Below are 24,597 nucleotides of genomic sequence, written 5' to 3' on the forward strand. Positions count from 1 at the left end.
GGAAATAAGGCTCTCTGCCTCGCATTGTCGGGAGCGCGCCCATATTGGCCGCGTATGACAGGCGACACATAGGGATTTCGGGCGCGAAGCGAAAGCGGAATGTGCCGAGGGCAGGCTGATTGGTCGGTTCGAAGCCAGAAATCTGTTCCCGATTAACAGTTGGAACGAGTCTGGAACGAATCAGCGACGAATCACTGACTCGCGCTGATTCAGGTTTTGTTCACGGCTACATCTGGGATTTCTGCCGGCGAGTCTCACCACATGCTGAATCACAGAAACTGGCCCGATTCATGCAGGCGGCATTCAAACGAGCACCACCGTTAACCTTTGCCGGTGAATGATCGTGGCCGGCCAATCTGCTTCGCCCAACATTATGAAATTATTGATGTTTCCTAATCCGCTTTAATCATTTCGAGGGTGTTTTCGGCTCTCGCCGTTAACGTTCCGCTCAAAGCCGGAACGAATCGGCGACGAATCAGCGATAGGCAAAGTTTCTTGGTTTGTTCACCGCAACATGTTGTGTTGTGAACAGCTTTTCCACCGAGAATCCACAGGCTGCCGGGCAGTTTTTGCACAGGCTGCGCAGCGGCCGTTAACCTTTGCGTGCCGGATTGGGGCAGCGTGCTGAATCGAGATCTTGCAACGGGAAGACCGCTATAGAAACGGGCCGTTTTGCAGGCCCGTTCGTCCAAGCGCGTATCTATCTCAACGTAAAGATAAACGGTCAGGCGATGTACTGCCCGCCATTGGCTGATATGGTCGAGCCGGTGATGAACCCGGCATCGTCGGAAGCGAGGAAGACGACGCAGCGCGCGATCTCCTCCGGCTCGCCGAGACGGCCGACCGGGATCTGCGGAAGGACACGCTCGTTGAGCACCTTCTCGTCCATCGCTTTGACCATCTCGGTGGCGATGTAGCCGGGGCAGATGACGTTGACGGTGATGCCGGCGCGCGCGCCTTCCTGGGCCAACGCCTTGGTGAAGCCGATATCGCCGGCCTTCGAGGCCGAATAATTGACCTGGCCGACCTGCCCTTTCTGGCCATTGATCGAGGAGATGGTGATGACGCGGCCGAATTTGCGGTCGCGCATGCCGCCCCACAACGGATGCGTCATGTTGAAGACGCCGGAAAGGTTGGTGTCGAGGACCTCTTTCCATTGCTCGCGCGTCATCTTGTGGAACATCGCGTCGCGCGTGATGCCTGCATTGTTGACCAGCACCGATACGGGACCGAGATCGGCCTCTACCTGTTTGATGCCGGCAGCGCAGGCCTCGTAGTCGGCAACCGACCATTTGTAGACCGGGATGCCGGTCGCTGCCTTGAACTTTGCTGCCGCTTCCTCATTGCCGGCGTAGTTTGCGGCAACCGAATAGCCGGCGCTTTTCAAGGCGACCGATATCGCCGCGCCGATGCCGCGCGACCCGCCTGTGACGATTGCAACCTTTGTCATGTGTCCTCCCGGGAAATGCAGATGACTGAGCGTTGAAGCGGTAGGTTTGCCCTCTATTCCCTACTCGCTTTGCGCCAGTATCCTATTCGTATCGCTTATCTCATCACAATGCTTCCACGCACATGGCAACGCCCATGCCGCCGCCGATGCACAGCGTGGCAAGACCTTTCTTGGCACTTCTGCGACGCATTTCGTAGACCAGCGTGTTGAAGATGCGGGCGCCCGAGGCGCCGACCGGATGGCCGATGGCGATGGCGCCGCCATTGACGTTGACGATGGACGGGTCCCAGCCCATGTCCTTGTTGACGGCGCAGGCCTGCGCGGCGAAGGCCTCGTTGGCTTCGACCAGATCGAGGTCGCCGACCGACCAGCCGGCCTTGGCCAGCGCCTTGCGCGAGGAGGGGATCGGTCCCGTCCCCATGATCTGCGGGTCAACGCCGGCGGTCGCCCAGGAAACGATACGCACCAGCGGCGTGATGCCGCGCCTTGCGGCTTCCGCTTCGGTCATCAGCACCACGGCGGCGGCGCCGTCATTGATGCCGGAAGCATTGGCTGCTGTCACCGTGCCGTCTTTGTCGAAGGCGGGCTTGAGCTTGGTCATGGCGTCGATCGTCGCGCCATGGCGGATGTACTCGTCCTGGTCGACTATCGTGTCGCCCTTCCTGCCCTTGACTGTGAAGGCAACGATCTCGTCGTTGAATTTTCCGCCTTTCTGCGCAGCCTCGGCCTTGTTCTGGGAAGCCAGTGCGAACTGGTCCTGGTCGTCGCGGGTGATTTGGAACTGGCGGGCGACGTTCTCCGCCGTGTTGCCCATATGATAACCATAGAAGGCATCGGTCAGGCCGTCCTTGATCATGGTGTCGATCAGCTTGAAATCGCCCATCTTGACGCCACCGCGCAGATGCTGCGCATGCGGAGCCATCGACATCGATTCCTGGCCGCCGGCAACGATGATTTTTGCATCGCCCTGGGCGATCTGCTGCATGCCGAGCGCGATGGCGCGCAGGCCGGAGCCGCAGAGCTGGTTCAGGCCCCAGGAGGTCGCCTCCTGCGGCACGCCGGCGGCCATGGCCGCCTGCCGCGCCGGGTTCTGCCCTTGAGCCGCGGTCAGGATCTGGCCGAGAATGACCTCGTCCACCTCCTTGCCGTCGACGCCGGCGCGGGCAAGCGCTTCCCTGACGGCGACGGCACCCAGTTCATGAGCTGGCGTGTTGGCGAAGGCGCCGTTGAAGGAGCCGACAGGCGTGCGCGCCGCACTGGCGACAACGATGGCGTTGGAAGCGGACATGTTCTTCTCCAGACTTTCGGGGAGCGATTTCGGGTGCCGTCGGGGACTTTTCTTGCCCTTTCCACAACCCGAGTCAAACCCGAAATGGGCATGGCGTTCCTCCGCGGCAAGCAGGCCGCGCGTCGCTGCGATGACGGCCCATCCGTGCTGCGCAGCATAAAATGTTCCCGCACTGCACAAACAGCTTGGATTCATGACGCTTTTGCGCATATCCTTTAACAAGGCGCAATCGTTACCGGCGGCTTACTTAAGCTGGCCGGTGTCCGGGGAGGATGCAGATGGCCGCGAAAGACGAACCTATTGTTATCAAGAAATATGCCAATCGCCGTCTCTACAATACGGGCACCAGCACCTATGTGACGCTCGAGGATCTCGCAGAAATGGTCAAAAAAGGCGAGGACTTTACTGTCCAGGACGCCAAGACCGGCGACGACATCACGCATCCGGTGCTGACCCAGATCATCTTCGAGCTGGAGAACAAGGACGGGCAGAACATGCTGCCGATCCCGTTCCTGCGTCAGCTCATCGCCTACTACGGCGACCAGATGCAGATGATCGTGCCAAGCTTTCTCGAACAGTCGATGCTGGCCTTCTCGAAGGAGCAGGAACGCTTTCGCGAGCAGATGAAAGATGCCCTCGGCAAGTCGCCGATGGACATGATGAAGATCGCGACGCCGATCAAGGTGCTGGAGGAGCAGACTCGGCGTAACATGGAAATGTTCCAGAACGCCATGCGGCTGTTCACGCCGTTCCCGCCTGCGGGGTCTGCGCCGGCAGCAGCACCGGCCGAACAGGCCAGGAAAGAAACACCGGAAAAACCGGACGACCTTCAGGAGCTGAAGGAGCAGATCGCCGCGATGCAGCGCAAGCTCGACACGATGTCGTGACTGCCGGCCGGCGAAGCGCCGGCCCAAAATTTCCCTCAGCAGGCCTGTGTCAGAAAACATCTTCGCCTCGAAGGTGAAGATGTCATCCACGCTCTATTTTGTGGCACGCTCTATTTCGTGGCATGCCCTATTTCGTGGTCACCGTCACCAGAGCGGTAACAGGTTTGCCGTCTACTAGAATGGGCCGGTGATGATCATCGGCAAGAAGCACGCCGATCACGTGTCTGCCGGCGGCATCCGGGCAATGGCCGAAACGGGCCTTGATAAGATCACCGCCAAAGTCGCTGTTCATGCTGTTGTACGGCTTGCCGGGGATGTTGCAGGTGTCTCCGTTGGGATCGATCTTCATATGCACGTGGCCGCATTGCTTGATTTCCCCGCACTCACCCGCAGTGAGCAGCCTGAAGTTGCTCCTGACGACAACGCCTATCGCTTTCTCAGGAGAATTGCCCAGTTCGACAACTGAACCCGCCGTCGGCCAGACGACTTCCAGGGTGGGCCGATCCTCGGCCTCGGCAGATACGAGCGACAATAAGGAGAAAGCGAGGGCAGTCGTTGCGGTGATGCGAAACATGGTAACCTCCGTTGCGATGTAAACGTTGATTACATACGCAGCGCTCGAACACAAGGGAAATAATCAGTGATTACATTCCGCTCTCGTGCTATTTGACTGAGATGACCAAGACAACTGATTCCGACGAAGCCGGAGATGCCAAGCGATACCATCACGGCAATCTCGTCGAGGCCTTGATCACGGCAACCGTGGAGATCATCGAGGAGCGGGGAGCCGAGCATGTGTCCGTACGCGAGGCCGCAAAACGTGCCGGCGTTTCGCCCGGCGCGCCATTCCGGCATTTTCGATCGAAAACAGCGCTGCTCACCGCGGTCGCCGAACAGGCCATGGATCGGCTGACAAAGGCCGTTGCCAAGGCGCGGTCGAAAATCGACAGCGCAGATCCCATTGAGGCCTTCGAAGCAATCGGACAAGGCTATCTGGAATGGGCAATTAGCAACCCCACGCATTTCCAGATCATCAGTTCCCGAACCCTGATTGATTTTGAAGGGTCGGACAGCCTTCGTGATCAGAATGAGGCTATTCGGCGGACGATGATCGACTTGCTGACGCAAGCGCAACAACAGGGTCGGCTTGCTCCCGGCACCGACTTTGATCATCTTGTGCTTGCCGCGCGTGCACTCGTTTATGGGTTGGCACGCATGGCGATCGATGGTCATTTCCGGGAATGGCATCCGTCCGAGCCGCCAGCCCTGGCCGCGCAGCGGGCTCTCCGACTTTTCATGAGCCGGATGACCATTCCATCTAAAGCTTAATCCGCCAGCACCCAAAAAAAGGGCCCGCGATTGCGTCGCCAGCTAATGGAACTCCGGCAGCGGTCCCTGGTAGCGGGCGCGTGGTCTGATCAGGCCGCTGCTTGTCACCTGCTCCACGGCATGCGCGGCCCAGCCGATGCTGCGGCCGAGCGCAAACAAGCGAAACGGCGCATCGGACGGCAAACGGAGGCTGCGCGTCAGCGCGGCCAAGGCGAAATCGACGTTCGGGCGCATGCCCGTTGCCGCAAAGGCCGCATCGCAAAGCCGTAACAGCCCATCATCGACATCGATCGCGGCCAGCAACGGTTCCGCACGCGGATCGCCGTCGGGATAAAGCGGATGGCCAAATCCGGGCAGTGGCCTGTCGTGACCGAGCCAGCGTCCGACAGCCGCATCCGGCCCCAATCTCTGCGCATCCTCCGCCAGCATCATGACCGCCTCCGCGGCGCCGCCATGGCGCGGACCGGAGAGCGTGGCGAGGCCAGCAAGCAGGCAGGCCGAAACAGGTGCACCGGTGGACGCGGCGACCCGCGCGGCGAAGGTCGATGCGTTCAGTTCGTGATCGGCCAACAGCACCAGCGAGCGGCGGATCAAGTCTGCGCCGGCTGCATCGAGGGACCAGCCCTGCGCCAGTCGTTCGTGCACGGCACCGATTCCGCGAACCGCGCCGAGCGCCTGGGCCAGAGCGGCGATGGCGCCGGCCGCATCGTGGTTGAGCGAAGCCGCCCTGCGGCCGAGCGAAGGCCGGCCCTTGGCCGCCAACGCGGCCAATTCCGCGAAGGCAGCCGGCCGGCCAGTTGCGCCGTTGCCATGGCGGCTCGCCGACACGAACGACACTGGTGCGTCAGATGCCCAAAGCAGGTTTGCCGTCTGCTCCAGCGTGGCAGTCTCGCAGAGTGCAACCGCATCCTGGCCACGATAGACGAGGCGGCCGTGCAAAACGGTCGAGATCGTGGTGGCGATCGCCGGCTCACCCCAGGCAATTGCACTTTCGGCGATTGCCTGGGGATTTCGGCCGCGCGCCCGGCGGCTCGCCAGCGCCGCGATGTCGTCGGCGCGATACTGGCTGCGGCGTGGGTCGGCCCGATCCGGCCGCATGCCGATGCGTCCGCGGCTGACATAGGCATAGAGCGTCTGGGCGCGCACCTTGAGGCGCTCCAGGGCTTCGTCCCGCGTCAGCCACTCAGTCATGTAAACCTGGCACGTTGATTCGGTTGATCAAGATTGATGGTCCAGCCGCCAACCCTTATCTACGACCCGGAAAGGGTCAAGGAGAAAACCAATGGCGAATGGGCTCGATGATGTGGTGGTGGCAGAAACGGTGCTCTCCGATGTCGACGGTCTTGGCGGCCGCCTGACCATCCGGGGCCATTCGTTGCCGGAACTGGCAGGCCGCTGGAAATACGCCGACGTGGTTCGGCTGCTGTTCGACGGCTCTTTCGACGATCTTCCCGGCGAAAAGGAGCTGGCGAAAGCGATCGGCCGGGCGCGCAGTGAAGTGTTCGAGCGGATCGAACCCTTGCTGCCGTTTCTCGCATCCCTCGATATCTACAGCGCGATGCGCGCCGGCATTGCCCTACTGCCGGACGGCGACAAATTGCCGGACGCGCTCAGGCTGGTTGCGGCACCTGCCGTGCTGACGCCGGCCTTGCTGCGCTTGCAGCGCGGCGAAAGCCCAATTGCGCCTGATCGCAAGGCCGATCATGCCGCCGACATGCTGCGGATGCTGACCGGCATGGCGGCCTCGCCGAAGTTGGCGAAAGCGCTCGATACCTATCTTGTGACGGTTTGCGACCATGGCCTCAACGCATCGACCTTCGCCACGCGCGTGGTCGCCTCGACGCAGGCGGGGCTTACTTCGGCGGTGCTGGCCGGACTCGGAGCGCTCAAGGGGCCGCTGCATGGCGGCGCGCCAGGTCCGGTGATCGAGATGCTGGATGCGATAGAGGCGCATGGCGACGCCGCCATCTGGCTGCGCGACGAGATCGCGCGCGGCCGCCGCATCATGGGCTTCGGGCATCGCATCTACCGTGTGCGCGATCCGCGTGCCGACGTGCTGAAAGCGGTGGTGCGGCAACTCGGCGCCGAGGGCGAAGCCGGCCACCGGCTGGCGTTTGCCGAAAGCGTGGAGCAAGCGGCGCTTGAAGTGCTTCGCATCGCCAAGCCGTCGCGCTCGCTCCAGACCAATGTCGAGTTCTTCACAGCACTTCTGCTGGAGGCCGCGGGCTTTCCGAAAGAGGCGTTCACCAATGTCTTTGCTGCCGGGCGCGTCGCCGGCTGGATCGCCCACGCCCGCGAGCAGCAGACGAGCGGACGGCTGATCCGGCCGCAGTCGCGCTATATCGGGCCGGTGCCGGACCTCGTCGCCTAAGGATTTTCCCCCGCATGCTTTGCGGAAACCGGCCCCGCTACAGCCGGTGCCAGACACTCTCTCGTTAAGGTGAGAGAGGTCCTCATGACAAAAATTTCATGTCATTGCTCCACACATCCGCTGTTCTTGGGTGGCAGAGAGCCTATATGCTGCAGTGCAGCATGGTTCCGCGGGAGCCCGCCTCGAAAGGAATAAGCCGCCTTGACCGCCAGAAAAACCGCCATCGTCACCGGTTCCACCTCGGGCATCGGCCTGGCCATTGCCCACGCGCTCGCGGCCGAAGGCTGCAACATCGTCGTCAATTCCTTTTCCGACACCGCCGACGACCACGCCATCGCCGACGCAATTGCGAAACACCACAAGGTCCAGACCGCCTATGTCAAGGCTGACATGTCGAAGCCGGCCGAGTGCCGGGCTCTGGTCATGAAGGCAGCCGAGACATTCGGCTCGGTCGACATCCTGGTCAACAATGCCGGCATCCAGCATGTCGCGCCGGTGGAAAGCTTCCCGATCGAGAAGTGGGATGCGATCATCGCCATCAACCTGTCATCGGCCTTCCACACCATCGCCGCCGCCATCCCGTTGATGAAACAGGCCGGTGGCGGCCGGATCGTCAACGTCGCCTCGGCCCATGGGCTGGTGGCCTCGCCGTTCAAGTCGGCCTATGTCTCGGCCAAGCACGGCATTATGGGCCTGACCAAGACGGTCGCCCTGGAACTGGCGCGCGACAAGATCACCTGCAATGCCATTTGTCCCGGCTATGTGCTGACGCCGCTGGTCGAGGCGCAGATCCCCGACCAGATGAAGGCCAACAAGATGGACCGCGAGACTGTGGTCCGCGAGGTCATGCTCGAAAAGCAGCCGACCAAGGAGTTCGTCACCGTCGAGCAGGTTGCGGCGGCGGCAGTGTTCCTGTGCTCGGATGCGGCAGCGCAGATCAACGGCACGCACATCTCTGTCGATGGCGGCTGGACCGCTCAGTGAGCCGTCCAGCGGTCAAGGGTCACGCCATGCCGAAAAACGGCAAGGCGGAGGAGCCAAAGAAGATCAACATCGCGCTGCAAGGCGGGGGTTCGCACGGGGCGTTTTCCTGGGGCGTGCTCGATCGGCTGCTCGAGGACGGGCGCCTCGATATAACGGCGGTTTCGGGCACCAGCGCCGGCGCCATGAATGCCGTCGCGCTGGCCGACGGCTTCGTTCGCGGCGGCGTCGAGGGCGCACGGCGGAAACTTGATGATTTCTGGCGTGCGGTGGCGGCAAAGGGCCGCTTCAGCCCAGTGCAGCGCATGCCGTGGGACGTCGCCTGGGGCAATTGGTCGATCGAGAACACGCCCGGCTATTTCCTGTTCGATACGATGTCGCGGGTATTTTCGCCCTATGTCGCCAATCCGCTCGCCATCAATCCGCTGCGCGATGTGGTCGAACGTGAGATCGATTTCGACAATGTGCGCGCCTGCAAGTCGATGGAACTGTTCATTTCCGCGACCAATGTCGAGACCGGCCAGTTGCGTGTCTTCTCGGACGGCGAGATCGACCTCGACACGGTAATGGCGTCGGCCTGCCTGCCGCAATTGTTCCGCGCCGTCGAGATCAAGGGCGTGCCCTATTGGGATGGCGGCTATGGCGGCAACCCGGCACTGTTCCCGTTCTTCAAGACGGCGGCCACTGAGGACGTGCTTTTGGTGCAGATCAATCCGGTGGTCCGCGAAGGGACGCCGAAGAGCGCCAATGAGATCCAGAACCGCACGAGATCACCTTCAATGCCGGGCTGTTGCGCGAATTCCGCTCGATCGCCTTCGTCAAGGAACTGATCGCCGCCGGCCGATTGCCGCACGGCGAATATCGCGACATCCGCATGCACCGCATCGATGCCGACGAAGCGTTCAAGGATCTGTCGGCATCGTCCAAGGTCAATGCCGAATGGGCGTTCCTTGCCTATCTGCGTGACCTCGGCCGCACCGCAGCCAGTGATTGGCTGGAAGAAAATTACGACGCCGTCGGCAAGCGGCCGACGATCGATCTGTCCGGCGAGCTCGACGACGGCTTGAAGCCGGTGCGCGGGCCGGCGCCGGGCCGGCGGGTCAAGGAGTTTCTTGCGGCGCGCAAGCAGCCCGAGGCCGCCCGCCGTCCGGCCTAGAACGATTTACCGTTTCACGGAAACGCCGAACCGCTCTATCTTTTTTGACGCAATTCCGGACGGAAAACCGTTTCACACTTTTCCTGGAATTGTTCTGGCTCCCCCGCAAAGCAGATGACATCGCAATCTGTCCAATCATCCTGACACTTGCTGCCATACCGCTGTTTTGGCGATCAACAGCCGATGCTGCAGCCGCATCTTTGCGGACAAAGCAACAATCCATCAACTTTTCTGACTATATTGCGACGCAACTTTAAGGTAGAAGCGCGCTTCGCCGATCACGGCAATTTGAATACGGCCTCGCGCGCACCCATATCGGCGACGCGCCCCAAGTAGAAGATGCGGCCTGGCCGAACCCCGCGCACTGGAAAAAATGACGATGCCGAAATTCAGGTTTCACAAGCTTGCAGCCATTGTTGTGCTCATCGGGTTCGCCGGCTGGATGGCGACAGGCGAATTCTCGTCCGTCGGCAGCGCGTCCGCCGACAACAAGCCCAAGGCAGGAGAGGTCGAGCAGCCCAAGGCCGCCGACTCAGGCAAGCCCCAAACTGGCGAACAGGGGGCTGCCAAGCCGGGGACTGCCGAGGCAGAACAGCCCAAAGCGGCCTTGCGGACGGTCGCGATCATAACCCCGCCGCGGCGCATCTATGCGCGCGCTATCCGCATTTCCGGACTGACCGAAGCCGACAAGCGCGCGGTCCTGGCGACACGCGTCGCCGGCGTCATCGACAAGCTGCCGGTCAAGCAGGGTCAGCACGTCAAGACCGGCGACCTGATCCTGATGCTTGCCGCCGAGGAAAAAATCTCGGCGGTCGACAACGCCAAGCAGCTTGTCGTGCAACGTGAGGCCGAGCTGGCTGCGGCCCTGCGGTTGATGAAAACCGGCAATCTGCCGACGCTGCAGCTCGATACGGCCCGTTCCAACCTGACGCTGGCCAAGTCGCAACTGGACGCCGCGCAAGCCGAACTCGACCGCAACGAGGTGAAGGCGCCCTTCGACGGTGTCATCGACCGGGTGCCGGTGGAGCTTGGCAGTTCCGTCATGCAGGGCGGCGAGGTGGCGACCATTCTGAAGCTCGATCCGGTGATCGCCCGCGGCGAAGTCAGCGAGCGCGATCTCGGCTATCTGAAGATCGGTGACGAAGCCAATGTGCGCCTGGTCAGTGGCCAGACCGTCAAGGGTACGGTGCGCTACATCAGCCGGGATGCATCTTCGGCAACCCGTACCTTCCGGGTTGAAGTCGCTATCCCCAATGCCGATGGGTCCGTACCGGCCGGCATGACGGCAGAAATTGCGCTCAGCGCCCAGCCGACCGACGCCGTGATGCTGCCGCGATCGGTGGTGACGCTCGGCGACAAGGGCGACCTCGGCATCCGCGCCGTCGACAAGGATGACAAGGTCGTGTTCTTCCCGATCGACCTGGTCGACGACACGCCGACCGGCCTGGTGCTCGGCGGCATTCCGGCCGACGCCCGCATCATCGTCGCTGGCCAGGAGCTGGTGAAGGAAGGCGAAGTGGTCAAGCCGGTCGAGGCCGACCAGGCGACCATTCAAAAGCTGTTGGGCGAAGCGACGACCGGGACGCAGTAATCATGGACATCGTCAAACTTGCAATCAGCAATGCCCGGCTGACCATTGCGGTCCTGGTCTTTCTCATCCTTGCCGGTGCGGTCGCCTACCAGTCGACGCCGAAGGAAGCGGAACCCGACGTTCCGATTCCGATGATGTATGTCAGCCTGATCTATCAGGGCATCTCGCCGGAAGACTCCGAACGCCTCCTGCTGCGGCCGATGGAAGCCAAGCTGAAGAGCCTGAAGGGCCTCAAGGAGATGCGCTCGGCCGCCTTCCAGGGCGGCGGTTATGTGCTGGTCGAATTCCAGCCACAGACGGATCTCGCCACTGCGCTGCAGGACACGCGCAGCAAGGTGCAGGACGGCAAGGCCGACCTGCCGCAAGCGGCTGAGGAGCCCGTGGTCTCCGAGGTCAACATCTCCGAGTTCCCCGTCCTGGTCGTGACGCTGTCGGGCGAGGTGCCCGAGCGCGTGCTGACGGCGGCGGCGCGCGAGCTGCGCGACCGCATCGAGGAAGTGCCTGGCGTGCTCGAGGGCTCATTGCAGGGTGCGCGCGACGACCTCGTCGAAGTGGTCATCGATCCGATGAAACTTTCGTCCTACGGGCTGCAGCTCGACCAGTTGATCGGTGCGGTCGGCGCTTCCAACAGTCTTGTCGCCGCCGGCAACATCGAAGGATCCGAGGGCAAATACGCAGTCAAGGTGCCCTCGCTTATCGAGACACCAGAAGATGTGGCGGCGCTTCCGGTCGTCGCCGGCCCCAACGCGGTGGTGCAGGCCAAGGATATCGCCACCATCCGCTCGACCTTCAAGGACGCCGAGACGGTTACCCGCCTGGACGGCAAGCCGGCGATTGCCATCGAGGTGAAGAAGCGCATCGGCTCCAACCTGATCGATACGATTGGCAAGGTCAGGGAGGTGTCCGACGCCTTCATCGAGACGATGCCGGAGGGCATGCACGTCACCTACACGCAAGACAAGTCCGTCTTCGTGAACCAGTTACTCGGCGACCTTCAGAACCACGTGATGATCGCCGTCATCCTGGTGTTCATCGTCATTCTCTACGCGCTGTCTGGCCGTGCCTCGCTACTGATCGGATTGGCCATCCCCTCATCCTTCCTGATCGGCATCCTGTTGCTGGCGATGATGGGCTACACGATCAACATGATCGTGCTGTTCAGCCTCATCCTGGCGGTCGGCATGCTGGTCGACGACGCTATCATCGTCACCGAATTCGCCGAGCGACGCATGAGCGAGGGCATGCCGAAGGAACAGGCGTTCGCGCTTGCGGCCAAGCGCATGGCCGGCCCGGTCATCGCCGCGACGATGACGCGCATTGCCGCCTTCTCGCCGCTGTTGTTCTGGCCGGGCATCATCGGCGATTTCATGAAATACATGCCGATCACGTTGATCGTGACACTCTCGGCCTCGATGCTCTATGCGCTGGTCTTCGCGCCGACGCTGGGCGCCATATTTGCCAAGGCGCCGGCTCATCACCCCGACGACAATCGCGACGGCTGGTACATGGCCGTGGTCAAGCAGGCGGTGCATTATCCCATCACCGTGCTTGTCCTTACCGTCGCGCTGTTGTTTGGCGTGGGCTACGCCTATTCGAAATTCGGCGCCGGCGTCGAATTCTTCCCGAATGTCGAGCCTGACTACGGCCTGCTCTATGTCCACGCCCGCGGCAATCTTTCGCTTGCCGAAATGGACGCGGCCACCAAGACGGCGGAAAATCGGCTGCTCGGCTGGCCGGGCGTGAAGTCTGTCTATACCCGTGTCGGCAAGACGCAGGGCGGCGGCCAGGACGTTCCGGAAGACGTGGTCGGCGTGATCCAGTACGAATTCGTCGACTGGCGCGAGCGCAAATCGGCGAACTCAATCCTCGACGAACTGCGCGGCGTGATGGCCGGCATTCCCGGTGTCGACGTCGAGGTTCGCGTGCCGGAAGCCGGCCCGCCTACCGGCAAGCCGATCCAGATCAGGCTTTCGGCCGTCGATCCGAAGGGTCTTGACGACAAGGCCCGCGCCGTCGCCGCGCGCATTGCCAAGGTGCCCGGCGTCATCGATATTTCCGATGGCCTGGCGCCGCCCGGCGTCGATTGGGCGCTCGAGGTCGATCGCGCCAAGGCGGCGCAGTACGGCATCAGCCCGACCGCGGTCGGAACGGTGGTCCAACTGGTGACCAACGGGCTGAAGCTCAGCGAGTACCGCCCCGCCGGCGCCGACGATGCCGTCGACATCAGACTGCGCCTGCCCGAGGATCGGCGCACGCTGTCGACGCTCGACGAACTCAGGGTTCAGACCGCGCAAGGCTCGGTGCCGATCTCGAACTTCGTCGTACGCAAGCCGGAGCCGACGGTCGGTATCCTCAATCGCATCGACGGCGCGCGAACGGTGGTCGTCCAGGCCAACGTCGCTGCCGGCGCCCAGGTGGCTGCCGTCCAGCAGGAGGTCACCAAAGCTGTCGCCGACATGAACCTCGGCAGCGGCATTCGCTGGAAGCTTGCCGGTTCCAATGAGGACAGCGCGGAGGCCGGGGCCTTCCTCAGCAAAGCCTTCGGTGCCGCGATCTTCCTGATCTTCATTGTGCTTCTGGCGCAGTTCAACAAGTTCACCAGCGTCTGGCTGGTGCTGTCCTGCGTGGTCATGGCGACGATCGGCGTGTTCCTAGGGCTGCTGCTGACGGGAGAGGCATTCGGCATCGTCATGTCGGGCATCGGTGTCATCGCGCTGGCCGGCGTGGTGGTGAACAACAACATCGTGCTGATCGACACCTATGACCGGTTGCGCGAAGAGGGCTGGGACAAATACGAAGCCGTTCTGCAGACCTGCCGCGAACGTGCCCGCCCGGTGGTGCTGACGGCGGTGTCGGCGATCCTCGGCGTGCTGCCGATCGCTTTCGGCCTCGGCCTCGAAATCTTCCATCACGAGACGACGATCAACGCGCCGTCGACGCAATGGTGGATTTCGCTGTCGTCGGCGATCGTCTTCGGCCTGTCCTTCGCCACCGTGCTGACGCTGGTGGTGACGCCGTCAATGCTGATGGTGTTCACCCGCGCCAAAGTAAAACCCAGTGCGCGTCGGGGCTGGTTCAGTCGCCTGTTCGGGCGCGGCAAGGCCGAGATCTCCTCGGAAGGCCTGGAGGCCGATCTGGGCGCCGAACCGGCGATCGCCTTCCCGAAGGCCGCCGAATAGAGGCTGAATCGCCGTCCTGATCAAGCAAAGGCCGCCCGGGAACAATGGGCGGCCTTCTGCATTGTTCCGTCATTGCAACCTCAAAGCGAGGATTTTCTGATGACGATAAGCACCATTCTCATCATTATCCTTATTCTTATCCTGATTGGCGCGGTTCCGGCGTGGCCGCATTCGCGGTCCTGGGGTTACGGACCATCCGGCATCGTCGGCGTCATCCTGATCGTTGTCCTGGTGCTGCTGTTGATGGGCCGGATCTGACCGCAATCATTGGTCCCCGACAAGCGGCGGATGACCGTCAGGCCATCCGCCTTTTTTCAGATTGCTTCTGCGCTGACTTCACCGTGGCGATACCGATGTCTTCAAGCGCTTCCGACACTGCATTTTCCAGCGGCGTGTGGGGGATCGCACCGATAATGCCTTCAAGCCCGCCTGAAACCAGCCGGTGCGGCTCGAAGCGGAGATAGGACATCGAAACGATCTCGCGCCACATCGCCACAAACGGGCTGCCGGCACGCAGCACCCACCACGGCATCGACGTCAGTTTCAACGTGCGCCCGAGCGCCTTCTCAGCGGCCGCCTTGATCTCGAGATCGGTCACCGCATGGCCGGGAAAGTTCAGCGCCTCGTAGGAGCCGAGCTTGTCGAGATTGTCGGCCAGTCCGACGAAAGCCTTGGCCAGGTCGGGCAGATAGGCCCATTCATGCACGAGATCGACCGGCCCTGGGGCGGTATAGACGCCCTTGGTCATCTTGGCGGCAACGACCAGATCGAACCACGATCCGCTGCCGGTGCCGCCGAAGAAGTCACCGGCGCGCAGCAGGATGGTGCGCACCCGACCCGCGTCGGCCTCGCGGCGAAACAGGTCTTCCATGGCAACGCGGATGCGGCCCTTTTCCGTCGTCGGACGAAACGGCGTGTCCTCGGCGATCACCGCCGGCATCGGCGAGCCGTAATTGTAGACGGTGCCCGGGAAGAGATGCAGTGCGCCATTCGCCCGGCAGGCAGCCATCACATTCTCGGCCATCGGCAGGCATTTGCTCCAGTCGGTGTAGAGCGGGTTGAGGCCGTTGAAAATGATATCGACGCCTTCGGTCGCGCGGATCAGCGCAGCACGGTCGAGCGCGTCGCCGGCGATCGCCGTGGCGCCTTTGAGTTCCGCCGGCACCTTGCCGCTGCGGGTGACGGCACGGACATCGTAGCCGGCATTAATGAAGGCCTTGGCCACCGTGCGGCCGAGCCGGCCATTGGCGCCGAGAATTGCCATCTTGGTCATTGTTTGTCTCCATGTTTGCGTATGACCCAATATGATCTCCTCGCAAACGAATGGAAATTGACGAAAGCTGGTGGTCTGATATTCAATTTTGAATGGATATAGACTGGAACCTGATCAAGAGTTTCGTCACGGTGGCGGAGACCGGGAGCCTGTCGGCCGCCGCGCGAAAGCTTGCCGCAAGCCAGCCGACACTCGGCCGCCACATCGCCGAGCTGGAGCAGGCGCTCGGCGTCACCTTGTTCCGGCGCGGGCGGCGCGGCTATGCGCTCACGGAAGCGGGCAGCACGCTTTTTGAACGGGGCCGCGCGGTGAGCGAGCAGGCGAGCGCATTTTCGCTGCTGGCCCTGGGATCGGTCGAAGCGATCGAGGGCACGGTGCGCATTGCCGCCAGCGAGGTGGTGGCGGCCTATGTGCTACCCGAGATGACGGCGCGGCTTGCCGTCGAGGAACCCGGCATCGAGGTTGAGATCGTCGCTTCGAACCAGGTCGAGAATCTGCTGCGTCGCGACGCCGACATTGCCATCCGCATGGTCAAGCCGGCGCAGAATGAACTGGTCGCGCGCAAGGTGACCGACATTCCGCTCCGCGCCTGCGCGGCAAAATCCTATCTCGACCGGCGTGGCCGTCCGCGCGAGGCCCGCGATCTTGCCGAGCACGATCTGGTCGGCTTCGATCGCAGCGATGAAATCATTCGCGGCTTCGCTCAATTCGGGGTTCCGCTCAACCGCAATGCCTTCCGCTTCAGGACCGACAACCACATAGTTTTGTGGGAGGCACTGCGGGCGGGAAACGGCATCGGCTTTGGCCAGCAGCCGCTGGCCGAGCGCGATGCACTGGTGGAAATCGTGCTGCCGGACCTCCCGCTGCCGACGCTGCCGGTGTGGCTGGCCATGCACCGCGACGTGCGTACCAGCGTCCGCATCCGCCGCGTCGCGGATTTCCTCTACGAACAGTTCAAGCGCTATTCAGCCGGTGCAGGCTCGGCAGCAAATTCGGCGCGGTGAGCGAGCCCGGCCATCAACAGCACGACTATCAGCAACCCGGACAGAGCGACGAAGATCGGGCCGAAGCTCGAGTGTTCGGCGATGAAGCCGATCGCCGAAGGCGCCACCAGGATGCCTGAGTAACCCATTGTGGTGACGACGCTCATGCCGGTGCCGGGCGCCATGCGCTCCTGGTTGCCGCCGGCCGAAAAGATGATCGGCACCATATTGGCAATACCCAGGCCGCAAAAGGCAAAGGCGGCAATGGCCAGCCACGGCGAGGGAGCCAGCCCGGCCACCAGCATGCCGGCTGCAGCGGCAAGCGCCGACGCGCGCAGCGTCGTAACGGCACCGAAACGGTTGCGGACGCCATCGCCGAGAAAGCGCATGACGGCCATGACGCCGGAAAAGGCGGCATAGGCCAGGCCTGCGATAGCAAGATCGGCGCCGAGCTCCTGCCTGAGATACAGCGCTGCCCAGTCGAGCACCGCGCCTTCGGAGATCATCGTCAGCAGCGCCATCAGCCCGACCAGATAGACAAGCGGGTTTGCCGGCACGGCGAATTTGTGATGCTCGGCGACCGGATGCTTGTCCTCGGCGATCAGGTAGCGGATCGCTACCGCGATGACAGCAAAGGCAAGCGCCGTCACCATCGTCGCATGCGCGAGATGACCATAGTTCTGGATGGCGAAACCGCCCAAAGCGCCGCCTGCGAAACCGCCAAGGCTCCAGAAACCGTGCGAGGACGACATGATGGCGCGGGACAGCCGCCGTTCCACCGCCACCGCATTGGCATTCATGGCGACGTCCATGCCGCCGATCGAACCGCCGAAGATGAACATGGCGATGGCCGCCAGGGGCACATTGGGGGCCAGAGCCACCATCAAAAGACCGAAGCTGCCGGCAAGTCCGAACCAGCGCAGCACGGTGCGCGAGCCATGCTTCGAGATCAGATGGCCGCACCAGGTCATGGCGGTGACGGCGCCGGCGCCGAACAACAGGATCAGCAGGCCGAGCGTGAATTTGCTGATGTCCAGCCGGGTCAGGAACACCGGGATCTGCGGCGCCCAGCTGCCGGTCAGGAAGCCGTTGGCGAGGAAGATGCCGGCCACGGCCCAGCGTCCACGAATCGCGATTTGCGTGATTTTCTGCGCGTCCATCGGGTAGAATCCGGTCCGGAAATGGCTTTGCGCGGCAAATTAGATCGATTCAATTCACAGTCAAGCGCTCTTCGCCGAAAGTGCTTGGACCAGACGGCGCCACAAGGCGCCGGTGGACGCTACGTCCTCTCGTGTCGGCCAACCACCTCGGTGGTCCACTCCAAAATCTCTACGGCTCGGGATAAGGCGCGCCATCCTTGTGCACAAACCGGCCGTCGGCGTTGGTGCTCATCATGTCGATGTCGGAGCAGGTGGTTACGTCGGCGGGCCAACGCGAACCAACTTCGAGATAGATCGCAACTGCGCCCGATTTGTTGATCATGTGATGGCCGTTGCCGGAGCCTTTCGGAAAGGCCGCGCAATCACCCGCGCGCAGCACCGTCTCGCCGGCATCTTCGACGAGCGTCAGCTCGCCTTCGAGCACGTAGACGAACTCGTCTTCGTGCGAATGCCAGTGGCGCTGGCTCGACCAGTTGCCCGGCGGCAGGCGCATGAGATTGATGCCGAAGTCGGTGAGCCCGCCGGCGTTGCCCAGCCGCTGCCGCACGCGTTCGGCACAGGGTGCATCGAACGGAGGTGGATAGGATGAGCCCTTGCGTCCGGGTACGTCGGCGACGTCGATCTTAGGCACGGCAGTCCTCCCATTTGGGGCAAAAACCATTCGTGAAGGTCGTTCAGTGCGATGGATTGTGACCCTGGAACGGTTCATCGTTTCACGGAAACGCCGAACCGTTCCATCCTTTTGTCTTGACGCAATTCCGGACGGAAAACCGTTCACACCTTTCCTGGAATTGCTCTAGTGGTCCCTGGGGCGTCTTGCCTCGAACTCGGCCTTCTTGGCATCGGAGGCCTCGATCTGGTTCAGTGCCTGCCACTCGGCATAGGCCATGCCGTAGATGATCTCGCGCGACTGGTCCTTGCTGAGTTCGACACCCTCGGCTTGCGCCGCATCGCGGTACCAGTTGGACAGGCAGTTGCGGCAGAAGCCGGCGAGGTTCATCAGGTCGATGTTCTGCACGTCGGAACGCTCGCGCAGATGCGCGACCAGCCGGCGGAAGGCAGCGGCTTCGAAATCGCGCTTTTGTACGTCGCTGAGTTCGGTCATGGCTTGTTGGCCTCCTTGGCCTCCATCATGCCGGCCCGGTGCGCGAGCCGAATATTTTCACTGCATGTATATCGGCACGTCGATCTATCGCGTCAACGATCGGCGCCAGCCGTTCGGCCCAGGCGAGCGCACCCTTCCGGTCGGCGATCAGGTCCTGGCGGATCTCGATAAGCGCATGGGCAAAGCCGTTGACGATAGCGTGCCTGAACATGGTATCGCCGCGCAGTGCGCCGTCATAGGGTTCGTTGTCGCCGACGACGAGGCTCTTGTCCTCGGCGAGCATGTCGATCAGCGGCCGCGCAGCGCGATCGTCGAGATCCCATAATATGCCGACATGCCACGGCCGCACGAAGCCCTGCATGGTCGGTGTGAAGGAATGCACCGAAAAAATGAAGGGCGCCTGCGCTGACGCTTGCGCCACCGAGGCGATCATGGCGCCGACGGCGTCATGATAGGGGCGGTAAAAGCGATCCAGCCGTCTTTCGCGTTCCTCCGGCGCCATGGGATAATTTCCCGGGATGACGGTGCCGTCATAGAGCTGGCGAATCAGCGTTGGATCGTCCTCGCCGCGATTGGGGTCGATCAGCAGTCGCGAAAAATTGGCAAGCACCGCCGGAACGCCGAGCAGACTTGCGAGTTCGCGGGTTACAGTCTCGACGCCGATGTCGTAGGCGATGTGGCGGTCGAACTCCGCCGCGGGCAGGCCGAGGCTGCCATACTCCTCCGGCAGGTCGCGGCGGGCGTGATCGGCCAAAAGCACCATGCCGCGCTTGCGATCGCCTTCGACGATGTCGAAAGGCGCGAAAACTGTGGATCGGGTCATTGGCGGGAAAGGTCTGTTCGCTGGCTTCCGGGGAGGGTGGTACCGTCATTCCACGAAGAGAACGCTCGCGCAATGCCGTTGTTTGGCCACGGTTTCTGCCAAAAAACTGAGCAGGGGCGACCGTAAGCGCGCCAGAGCCTTCTAAATCGATTGGAATTGGATAGATCGGCGCGTTGACATGCGTACGGACTTTTCCGAAAAGGGGCGTTGAGAGATGCAAATGTGGTTCTTGAGGGGTTTCAGGATGGGTTTCGCCGGCAGGCTGCGTGTGCGCCATGCCTTGGCCATGCCGCTCCTGATACCGGCCATGGGCCTTTTTGCGGTGATTTCGGCCTCGCCGGCACGGGCCGATTTCCGGGTCTGCAACGCCACGCAGAACCTGGTCGGTGTCGGCATCGGCTATCGCGCCAAAGCTGGCTGGATCACCGAAGGCTGGTGGCACATCGAAGGGTCGAGCTGCAAGACGCTGATCGAGGGACCGTTGTCATCAAGGTTTTACTATCTTTATGCAGAAGACGCCGAGCGCGGCGGACGCTGGGATGGCCCGATCAACATGTGCGTGGCCGAAAAAGAGTTCAAGATCGCCGGCGTTACCGATTGCGTCGCCCGGGGCTTTCAGCGCGCCGGATTCCAGGAATATGACACGGGCGAGCAGGCAAGCTGGATGGTCCAGCTGACTGACGAGCCCGCAACGGATGGCGCTCCAGCCGCCCCGGGAACAAACAGTCAATGAGACGCAGCCGCAAGGTCAAGATCCTCGCCACCATCGGTCCGGCCTCCTCGTCCGAGGAGATGCTGAAGAAGCTGTTCGAAGCCGGCGCCGACGTGTTCCGCATCAATATGAGCCACACCGACCATGAATTGATGCGTACGCTCGTCGGCCGTATTCGTGCCGTCGAGGAGGCGGTCGGCCGGCCGATCGGCGTTCTCGCAGACCTGCAAGGGCCAAAGCTGCGCGTCGGCAAGTTCGCCAACGGCAAAGAGGTGCTGACCGTCGGTCAGACCTTCACGCTCGACGACAATCCCGAACCCGGCAATTCGACGAGGGTCTACCTGCCGCATCCCGAAATCCTGCGTTCGGTCGAGGCTGGTCATCGCCTGCTGATCGACGACGGCAAGCTCGAGCTCAAGGCGGTCAGCAGCAACGGCAAGGCGATCGTCTGCACCGTCGTCGCCGGCACGATCATTTCCGACAAGAAGGGCGTCAGCCTGCCCGACACCGACCTGCCGGTCGGAGCGCTGACGGAAAAGGACCGCCGGGATCTCGACGCGGTTCTGGCGACCGGCGTCGACTGGGTGGCACTGTCCTTCGTGCAGCGGCCCGAGGACCTGGCCGAAGCACGCAAGATCGCACGCGGCCGGGCGCTGATCATGGCCAAGATCGAAAAGCCGCAGGCCGTCGCCCGGCTGGCCGAGATCATTGAACTTTCGGATGCGCTGATGGTTGCCCGCGGCGATCTCGGCGTCGAGATGCCGCTCGAAGCCGTGCCTGGCATCCAGAAGCAGATCACCCGCGCCGCGCGCCGTGCCGGCAAGCCGGTGGTGGTCGCCACGCAGATGCTGGAATCGATGATCACCGCGCCGGTGCCGACACGCGCCGAGGTGTCGGACGTTTCGATCGCCGTGTTTGAAGGCGCCGACGCGATAATGCTTTCGGCGGAGTCCGCCGCCGGCGCCTATCCGGTCGAGGCGGTGGCGATGATGAACCGGATCGCCACCAAGGTCGAAACCGACCCGACCTATGCCGGCATCATCAACGCGCAGCGCTCGGAACCGGAAGCGACGGGAGCCGACGCCATCTCGCTCGCCGCCCGCGAAATAGCCGAGACGCTTAAGCTGTCGGCGATCATCACCTATACCGCGTCCGGCACAACCGGCTTGCGCGCCGCGCGCGAGCGGCCGCAAGTGCCGATCGTGGCGCTGTCGCCGATCCTCAACACGGCGCGGCGGCTGTCGCTGCTGTGGGGCACGCATTGCGTCGTTTCTCCCGATGCCATCGACCTCGACGACATGGTCGATCGCGCCTGCCGCATCGCTTTGGACGAAGGCTTCGGCAAGCCCGGCGACCGCGTCATCATCACGGCCGGCGTGCCGCTGAGGACGCCGGGCTCGACCAACATGCTGCGCATCGCCTATGTCGGATCGGAAGTCGGCCGCTAATGTCGGCTGCGGCTGCCGGATGGGCCGGCTGCATGGCGCGTCGTAAACGCGGCGCCAGTCCGGCGCATCGACCGCAGTCGGGTTAGGATCGACGCCGAACTCCGCCAGCTTGCATCAGCCTGTGGCCGGCCGTGAAGCGGTTCGAAGGCCCTATCCGACTTGAGCTGGAAGTCAGTTAAGGTAATCTCTCCTGGGAGAAAGAGGAGGGTGATCCAATGTGGATGCGCACTGATCTTCTGGAACTCCTCGGCATTGAACACCCGATAATCCAGGCGCCGATGAGCGGCATCACCACGCCGGAACTCGCGGCGGCAGTCAGCAATGCCGGGGCGCTTGGCTCGCTCGGATGCGGCATTCTGCCTGCGGCGGCTATCCGCGAGCAGCTCACGGCGACACAGCACGCCACCAATCGTCCGATCAACGTCAACTTCTTTGCGCACCCGGCGCCGGCACGCGATGATGCGGCAGCTCAAAGTATGCGAGACCGCCTTCGCGGCTGCTATGAGGAGGTCGGCCTCGGACCGGTGCCCGAGCCGGGCGAACCCTTCCCCACCTTCGATCGTGAGCGTCTCGAAATTGTGCTCGAGCTTCGCCCGAAGGTGGTCAGCTTCCACTTCGGCCTACCCGACACCGCAATTGTGCAGCAGTTGAAAGCCGGCGGCTGTATTGTCCTGTGTTCGGCTACCACCGTCTCGGAAGCGCGCCAGCTTGAGGCAGGAGGGGTGGACGCCATTATCGCGCAGGGATACGAGGCGGGTGGGCATCGCGGCACATTCACTGGCGACCCTGCTATCGGCACAGCCGGCACTATGGCCCTCGTACCACAGATTGTTGATGCCGTGCGGGTGCCTGTAATTGCTGCCGGCGGTATCTTCGACGGTCGCGGCATTGCTGCCAGCTTTGCACTTGGTGCATCTGGTGTGCAGATCGGCACGGCTTTCCTGGCCTGTCCTGAAGCCAATGTGCAGCCAGTCTATCGCGTAGCATTGCGCTCGGCCAACGACGAGAGCACGTCGGTGACTCGCTGCTTCACTGGCCGCCCAGCGCGCGTGGTGCGCAACCGGTTTGTGATGGAAATGGCTGGTGAGGAAGATGCTGCGCTGGCGTTTCCGCTACAGGCGAGTCTGGTCATGCCGCTTTCAATGGCAAAGGATGAAAGCAAGCGGGCTGACTTCTTGCCTATTTGGGCCGGGCAGGGCGTTGCGAAGCTGCGGGAGATGCCGGCCGCCGCCCTTGTGGAGAAACTCGTCACGGAAGCAAGCGGCATAGATCGGGCCGATAGGGGAGTAGGGGAGTAGGGGAGTAGGGGAGTAGGGGATGTGTTCCAGAGTGCATCTACACCACTCACATACTGCCTTACTCCCCTATTCCCTTACTGGTCTCAAATGCCTTCGCCGGCAAGCTCTTCGGAAAGTGCGGCGACCTGGTCCTGGGCGCTGCGCATCATCGGATAGATGCCGAGAACGCGCTGCCAGGCCTCGAGCGCCGACTGCTTGTGGCCGGTTTCGGCCATGATCTGGGCCAGGCCGGAAAGCGCGCCGAAATGGCGTGGTTCGAGCTGCAGGGTACGGTCGATGTCCGACATCGACTTCCCGTAGTTCTTCATCATGAAATGAACCGTGGCGCGCCGGTTCCAGCCTTCCGCATAGGTCGGCTGCAGGGTTACCACCTGATCGAGGAAATCGAGCGCAACATCGAATTTCTGGTTTTCAGTCGCCTTTTGCGACCATTGCATCATGAGGTCGATCGAGGCACTGCCCGACTGGGACCACTCGCTGCCGATGCGCCCGGCGATGCGCTCGGCCGCCTTTTCGTTGCGTTCGCGCTTGAGATCGGCAAACAGCTGATCGAGCCGCGCCTGTTTCGTCATCACAACCGGAGGTGCTGTCGGCCGATTTGCTGTCGGATCTTCAGCCCACGCCGGCAGCGAGACAGCGCTGGAAACGAAGAAAGCCGTGAAAAATGCAAAAAGAATCCGCATCGCGGGAATCTAGCCCCCGACGCCGGATCGTCAAACTGAATTTAGCGTGAGAGGCGTATCATGCGCACGGAGGCACGCAGCCTCCGGTCAAAAACTCAACCCTGGCGCGCCTTGTAGCGCGGAGCGGTCTTGTTGATGATGTAGACGCGGCCCTTGCGACGAACCAGCTGGTTGTCGCGGTGACGCGCCTTCAACGCCTTGAGCGAATTCTTGATCTTCATGGTCTTGCCCGTCGGTCTGGGCCCGGTCCCGGGCCGAACTATTAAGGCGCGCCCACAGACGCGCCTTTGAACTGTGCGTGGCTCATAGACGAGGAGCCTTGCCCGTGTCAACCGCAAGCGCGTTGCCTAAACGATACGGACCGTTTCGTATCATCGAAATACCCGCCAACGGCGCCTTGCGGCATTGCGCGGGCTTGAGACGGCTGGAATGATGCGGTTGCGAATTGGAGATCATCATGCGCCGAATTCTTGTGTCCGCCTGTCTTGCCGTCCTTGCGGCAGGTTCTGTTGCCCATGCGCAGGAATGCGACCGCAACGACGACAGCCAGCAGATGATGAACATCTGCGCCGACGCGGACTACAAATCCGCCGACGCCAAACTCAACAAGGCCTACCAGGAGCTCATCAGCGCAAGCGATGCAAAAGCCAGGAAGCTGTTGCAGACGGCGCAGCGCGCGTGGATCGCCTTTCGCGACGCGGAATGCAGCTATTCCGCCGCGGACAGCGAAGGCGGCTCGATCTATCCGATGCTGATATCGGAATGCCTGACGCGGCTGACCGACGACCGCACCAAACAGCTCACCGCCGATTCGACCTGCGCGGAAGGCGATGTGAGCTGCGCCAGCCCCGACGAGGACGAGAGCGGCGACATCCAGTAA

The 24,597-nt window shown here is 62.4% G+C and carries 24 protein-coding genes and 1 pseudogene; 13 read left to right on the forward strand and 12 right to left on the reverse strand.

The window, feature by feature from the left end; all coding sequences use genetic code 11:
- Positions 1–392: 392 nt before the first annotated feature.
- The 3 genes from NKH05_RS04495 to NKH05_RS04505 form a co-directional block, all read right to left on the reverse strand.
- A complete protein-coding gene (locus NKH05_RS04495; RefSeq protein WP_156948164.1) occupies positions 393–692 on the reverse strand; it encodes a hypothetical protein in 300 nt (99 codons plus the stop codon).
- A 32-nt stretch (positions 693–724) separates the two neighbouring features.
- Positions 725–1,450, reverse strand: a complete 726-nt coding sequence (gene phbB, locus NKH05_RS04500; RefSeq protein WP_023721015.1) for an acetoacetyl-CoA reductase — start codon at positions 1,448–1,450, stop codon at positions 725–727.
- A 103-nt stretch (positions 1,451–1,553) separates the two neighbouring features.
- The gene (locus NKH05_RS04505) at positions 1,554–2,738 is read right to left on the reverse strand and encodes an acetyl-CoA C-acetyltransferase (RefSeq protein ID WP_352480897.1); all 1,185 of its coding nucleotides are present in this window, start codon (positions 2,736–2,738) and stop codon (positions 1,554–1,556) included.
- A gap of 278 nt (positions 2,739–3,016) precedes the next feature.
- On the opposite strand from NKH05_RS04505, the gene phaR reads away from it, so the two are divergent.
- Entirely contained in the window at positions 3,017–3,625 is a 609-nt protein-coding gene (gene phaR, locus NKH05_RS04510) for a polyhydroxyalkanoate synthesis repressor PhaR (RefSeq protein WP_023721013.1), read from the forward strand.
- 127 nt (positions 3,626–3,752) lie between these two features.
- Here phaR and NKH05_RS04515 read toward each other — a convergent pair whose 3' ends face one another.
- Entirely contained in the window at positions 3,753–4,199 is a 447-nt protein-coding gene (locus tag NKH05_RS04515) for a hypothetical protein (protein WP_023721012.1), read from the reverse strand.
- A 101-nt stretch (positions 4,200–4,300) separates the two neighbouring features.
- On the opposite strand from NKH05_RS04515, the gene NKH05_RS04520 reads away from it, so the two are divergent.
- Positions 4,301–4,954 carry a TetR/AcrR family transcriptional regulator gene (locus NKH05_RS04520; protein WP_352494173.1) on the forward strand — a complete coding sequence of 218 codons (654 nt, stop codon included), beginning with the start codon at positions 4,301–4,303 and terminating at the stop codon, positions 4,952–4,954.
- A 42-nt stretch (positions 4,955–4,996) separates the two neighbouring features.
- Here the strand turns inward: NKH05_RS04520 and NKH05_RS04525 are convergent, their stop codons facing one another.
- Positions 4,997–6,145 (reverse strand): citrate synthase, encoded by a 1,149-nt coding sequence (locus NKH05_RS04525; protein WP_023721010.1) that lies wholly within the window; start codon positions 6,143–6,145, stop codon positions 4,997–4,999.
- A 91-nt stretch (positions 6,146–6,236) separates the two neighbouring features.
- On the opposite strand from NKH05_RS04525, the gene NKH05_RS04530 reads away from it, so the two are divergent.
- The 6 genes and pseudogenes from NKH05_RS04530 (at position 6,237) to NKH05_RS04555 (ending at position 14,490) form a co-directional block, all read left to right on the forward strand.
- Positions 6,237–7,325, forward strand: a complete 1,089-nt coding sequence (locus NKH05_RS04530; RefSeq protein ID WP_352480894.1) for a citrate synthase/methylcitrate synthase — start codon at positions 6,237–6,239, stop codon at positions 7,323–7,325.
- Between the two features lie 201 nt (positions 7,326–7,526).
- Entirely contained in the window at positions 7,527–8,309 is a 783-nt protein-coding gene (locus NKH05_RS04535; RefSeq protein ID WP_023721008.1) for a 3-hydroxybutyrate dehydrogenase, read from the forward strand.
- Between the two features lie 26 nt (positions 8,310–8,335).
- Positions 8,336–9,462, forward strand: a pseudogene (locus tag NKH05_RS04540) (patatin-like phospholipase family protein).
- 379 nt (positions 9,463–9,841) lie between these two features.
- Positions 9,842–11,053, forward strand: coding sequence for an efflux RND transporter periplasmic adaptor subunit (locus tag NKH05_RS04545; RefSeq protein WP_023721006.1), 1,212 nt, complete (start codon positions 9,842–9,844; stop codon positions 11,051–11,053).
- Positions 11,054–11,055: 2 nt separating this feature from the next.
- Positions 11,056–14,232: an efflux RND transporter permease subunit gene (locus NKH05_RS04550; protein ID WP_352855436.1), complete on the forward strand. Its 3,177-nt coding sequence runs from the start codon at positions 11,056–11,058 to the stop codon at positions 14,230–14,232.
- A gap of 99 nt (positions 14,233–14,331) precedes the next feature.
- Positions 14,332–14,490: a DUF3309 family protein gene (locus NKH05_RS04555; protein WP_023678456.1), complete on the forward strand. Its 159-nt coding sequence runs from the start codon at positions 14,332–14,334 to the stop codon at positions 14,488–14,490.
- 37 nt (positions 14,491–14,527) lie between these two features.
- Here the strand turns inward: NKH05_RS04555 and NKH05_RS04560 are convergent, their stop codons facing one another.
- Positions 14,528–15,505 (reverse strand): SDR family oxidoreductase, encoded by a 978-nt coding sequence (locus NKH05_RS04560; RefSeq protein WP_352855438.1) that lies wholly within the window; start codon positions 15,503–15,505, stop codon positions 14,528–14,530.
- 92 nt (positions 15,506–15,597) lie between these two features.
- Here NKH05_RS04560 and NKH05_RS04565 point away from each other — a divergent pair, with 92 nt between their 5' ends.
- Positions 15,598–16,509 (forward strand): LysR family transcriptional regulator, encoded by a 912-nt coding sequence (locus tag NKH05_RS04565; RefSeq protein ID WP_023721003.1) that lies wholly within the window; start codon positions 15,598–15,600, stop codon positions 16,507–16,509.
- Here the strand turns inward: NKH05_RS04565 and NKH05_RS04570 are convergent.
- The 4 genes from NKH05_RS04570 to NKH05_RS04585 all read right to left on the reverse strand — a co-directional run bounded on the left by NKH05_RS04570 (position 16,467) and on the right by NKH05_RS04585 (position 19,576).
- Positions 16,467–17,648, reverse strand: coding sequence for an MFS transporter (locus tag NKH05_RS04570; RefSeq protein ID WP_352855440.1), 1,182 nt, complete (start codon positions 17,646–17,648; stop codon positions 16,467–16,469). The genes NKH05_RS04565 and NKH05_RS04570 overlap by 43 nt on opposite strands.
- A 169-nt stretch (positions 17,649–17,817) precedes the next feature.
- Positions 17,818–18,279: a cupin domain-containing protein gene (locus NKH05_RS04575; RefSeq protein ID WP_352480892.1), complete on the reverse strand. Its 462-nt coding sequence runs from the start codon at positions 18,277–18,279 to the stop codon at positions 17,818–17,820.
- Positions 18,280–18,444: 165 nt separating this feature from the next.
- Positions 18,445–18,753: a DUF1244 domain-containing protein gene (locus NKH05_RS04580; RefSeq protein WP_023721000.1), complete on the reverse strand. Its 309-nt coding sequence runs from the start codon at positions 18,751–18,753 to the stop codon at positions 18,445–18,447.
- A gap of 25 nt (positions 18,754–18,778) precedes the next feature.
- Complete coding sequence (locus NKH05_RS04585; RefSeq protein WP_352855442.1) at positions 18,779–19,576, reverse strand: N-formylglutamate amidohydrolase; 798 nt, start codon at positions 19,574–19,576, stop codon at positions 18,779–18,781.
- 286 nt (positions 19,577–19,862) lie between these two features.
- Between NKH05_RS04585 and NKH05_RS04590 the strand changes: the two genes are divergently transcribed.
- From NKH05_RS04590 to NKH05_RS04600, 3 genes are all read left to right on the forward strand, one after another.
- Positions 19,863–20,309, forward strand: a complete 447-nt coding sequence (locus NKH05_RS04590; RefSeq protein WP_473505739.1) for a DUF1036 domain-containing protein — start codon at positions 19,863–19,865, stop codon at positions 20,307–20,309.
- Positions 20,306–21,736 carry a pyruvate kinase gene (pyk, locus tag NKH05_RS04595; RefSeq protein WP_352494178.1) on the forward strand — a complete coding sequence of 477 codons (1,431 nt, stop codon included), beginning with the start codon at positions 20,306–20,308 and terminating at the stop codon, positions 21,734–21,736. Before NKH05_RS04590 ends, pyk begins: the two co-directional genes overlap by 4 nt.
- Positions 21,737–21,951: 215 nt before the next feature.
- The gene (locus tag NKH05_RS04600) at positions 21,952–23,034 is read left to right on the forward strand and encodes an NAD(P)H-dependent flavin oxidoreductase (protein ID WP_352494179.1); all 1,083 of its coding nucleotides are present in this window, start codon (positions 21,952–21,954) and stop codon (positions 23,032–23,034) included.
- An 83-nt stretch (positions 23,035–23,117) separates the two neighbouring features.
- Here NKH05_RS04600 and NKH05_RS04605 read toward each other — a convergent pair whose 3' ends face one another.
- Positions 23,118–23,717, reverse strand: coding sequence for a tetratricopeptide repeat protein (locus tag NKH05_RS04605; protein WP_023720995.1), 600 nt, complete (start codon positions 23,715–23,717; stop codon positions 23,118–23,120).
- Positions 23,718–23,812: 95 nt separating this feature from the next.
- The gene (gene ykgO, locus NKH05_RS04610) at positions 23,813–23,938 is read right to left on the reverse strand and encodes a type B 50S ribosomal protein L36 (RefSeq protein WP_006327841.1); all 126 of its coding nucleotides are present in this window, start codon (positions 23,936–23,938) and stop codon (positions 23,813–23,815) included.
- A gap of 236 nt (positions 23,939–24,174) precedes the next feature.
- Between ykgO and NKH05_RS04615 the strand changes: the two genes are divergently transcribed.
- On the forward strand, positions 24,175–24,597 hold the full coding sequence (locus tag NKH05_RS04615) for a lysozyme inhibitor LprI family protein (RefSeq protein WP_023720994.1): 423 nt from the start codon (positions 24,175–24,177) through the stop codon (positions 24,595–24,597).

Origin of the sequence: Mesorhizobium sp. M1399 (assembly GCF_040317735.1) — a bacterium.
In the GTDB taxonomy this organism is placed as follows: Bacteria; Pseudomonadota; Alphaproteobacteria; order Rhizobiales; family Rhizobiaceae; genus Mesorhizobium.

Bases quoted from the DNA above. Each gene is read 5' to 3' on its own strand.
- phbB (WP_023721015.1), bottom strand. From the start codon at position 1,450: ATGACAAAGGTTGCAATCGTCACAGGCGGGTCGCGCGGCATCGGCGCG.
- NKH05_RS04505 (WP_352480897.1), bottom strand. From the start codon at position 2,738: ATGTCCGCTTCCAACGCCATCGTTGTCGCCAGTGCGGCGCGCACGCCT.
- phaR (WP_023721013.1), top strand. From the start codon at position 3,017: ATGGCCGCGAAAGACGAACCTATTGTTATCAAGAAATATGCCAATCGC.
- NKH05_RS04515 (WP_023721012.1), bottom strand. From the start codon at position 4,199: ATGTTTCGCATCACCGCAACGACTGCCCTCGCTTTCTCCTTATTGTCG.
- NKH05_RS04520 (WP_352494173.1), top strand. From the start codon at position 4,301: ATGACCAAGACAACTGATTCCGACGAAGCCGGAGATGCCAAGCGATAC.
- NKH05_RS04525 (WP_023721010.1), bottom strand. From the start codon at position 6,145: ATGACTGAGTGGCTGACGCGGGACGAAGCCCTGGAGCGCCTCAAGGTG.
- NKH05_RS04530 (WP_352480894.1), top strand. From the start codon at position 6,237: ATGGCGAATGGGCTCGATGATGTGGTGGTGGCAGAAACGGTGCTCTCC.
- NKH05_RS04545 (WP_023721006.1), top strand. From the start codon at position 9,842: ATGCCGAAATTCAGGTTTCACAAGCTTGCAGCCATTGTTGTGCTCATC.
- NKH05_RS04550 (WP_352855436.1), top strand. From the start codon at position 11,056: ATGGACATCGTCAAACTTGCAATCAGCAATGCCCGGCTGACCATTGCG.
- NKH05_RS04555 (WP_023678456.1), top strand. From the start codon at position 14,332: ATGACGATAAGCACCATTCTCATCATTATCCTTATTCTTATCCTGATT.
- NKH05_RS04560 (WP_352855438.1), bottom strand. From the start codon at position 15,505: ATGACCAAGATGGCAATTCTCGGCGCCAATGGCCGGCTCGGCCGCACG.
- NKH05_RS04565 (WP_023721003.1), top strand. From the start codon at position 15,598: ATGGATATAGACTGGAACCTGATCAAGAGTTTCGTCACGGTGGCGGAG.
- NKH05_RS04570 (WP_352855440.1), bottom strand. From the start codon at position 17,648: ATGGACGCGCAGAAAATCACGCAAATCGCGATTCGTGGACGCTGGGCC.
- NKH05_RS04580 (WP_023721000.1), bottom strand. From the start codon at position 18,753: ATGACCGAACTCAGCGACGTACAAAAGCGCGATTTCGAAGCCGCTGCC.
- NKH05_RS04585 (WP_352855442.1), bottom strand. From the start codon at position 19,576: ATGACCCGATCCACAGTTTTCGCGCCTTTCGACATCGTCGAAGGCGAT.
- NKH05_RS04590 (WP_473505739.1), top strand. From the start codon at position 19,863: ATGCCGCTCCTGATACCGGCCATGGGCCTTTTTGCGGTGATTTCGGCC.
- pyk (WP_352494178.1), top strand. From the start codon at position 20,306: ATGAGACGCAGCCGCAAGGTCAAGATCCTCGCCACCATCGGTCCGGCC.
- NKH05_RS04600 (WP_352494179.1), top strand. From the start codon at position 21,952: ATGTGGATGCGCACTGATCTTCTGGAACTCCTCGGCATTGAACACCCG.
- NKH05_RS04605 (WP_023720995.1), bottom strand. From the start codon at position 23,717: ATGCGGATTCTTTTTGCATTTTTCACGGCTTTCTTCGTTTCCAGCGCT.
- ykgO (WP_006327841.1), bottom strand. From the start codon at position 23,938: ATGAAGATCAAGAATTCGCTCAAGGCGTTGAAGGCGCGTCACCGCGAC.
- NKH05_RS04615 (WP_023720994.1), top strand. From the start codon at position 24,175: ATGCGCCGAATTCTTGTGTCCGCCTGTCTTGCCGTCCTTGCGGCAGGT.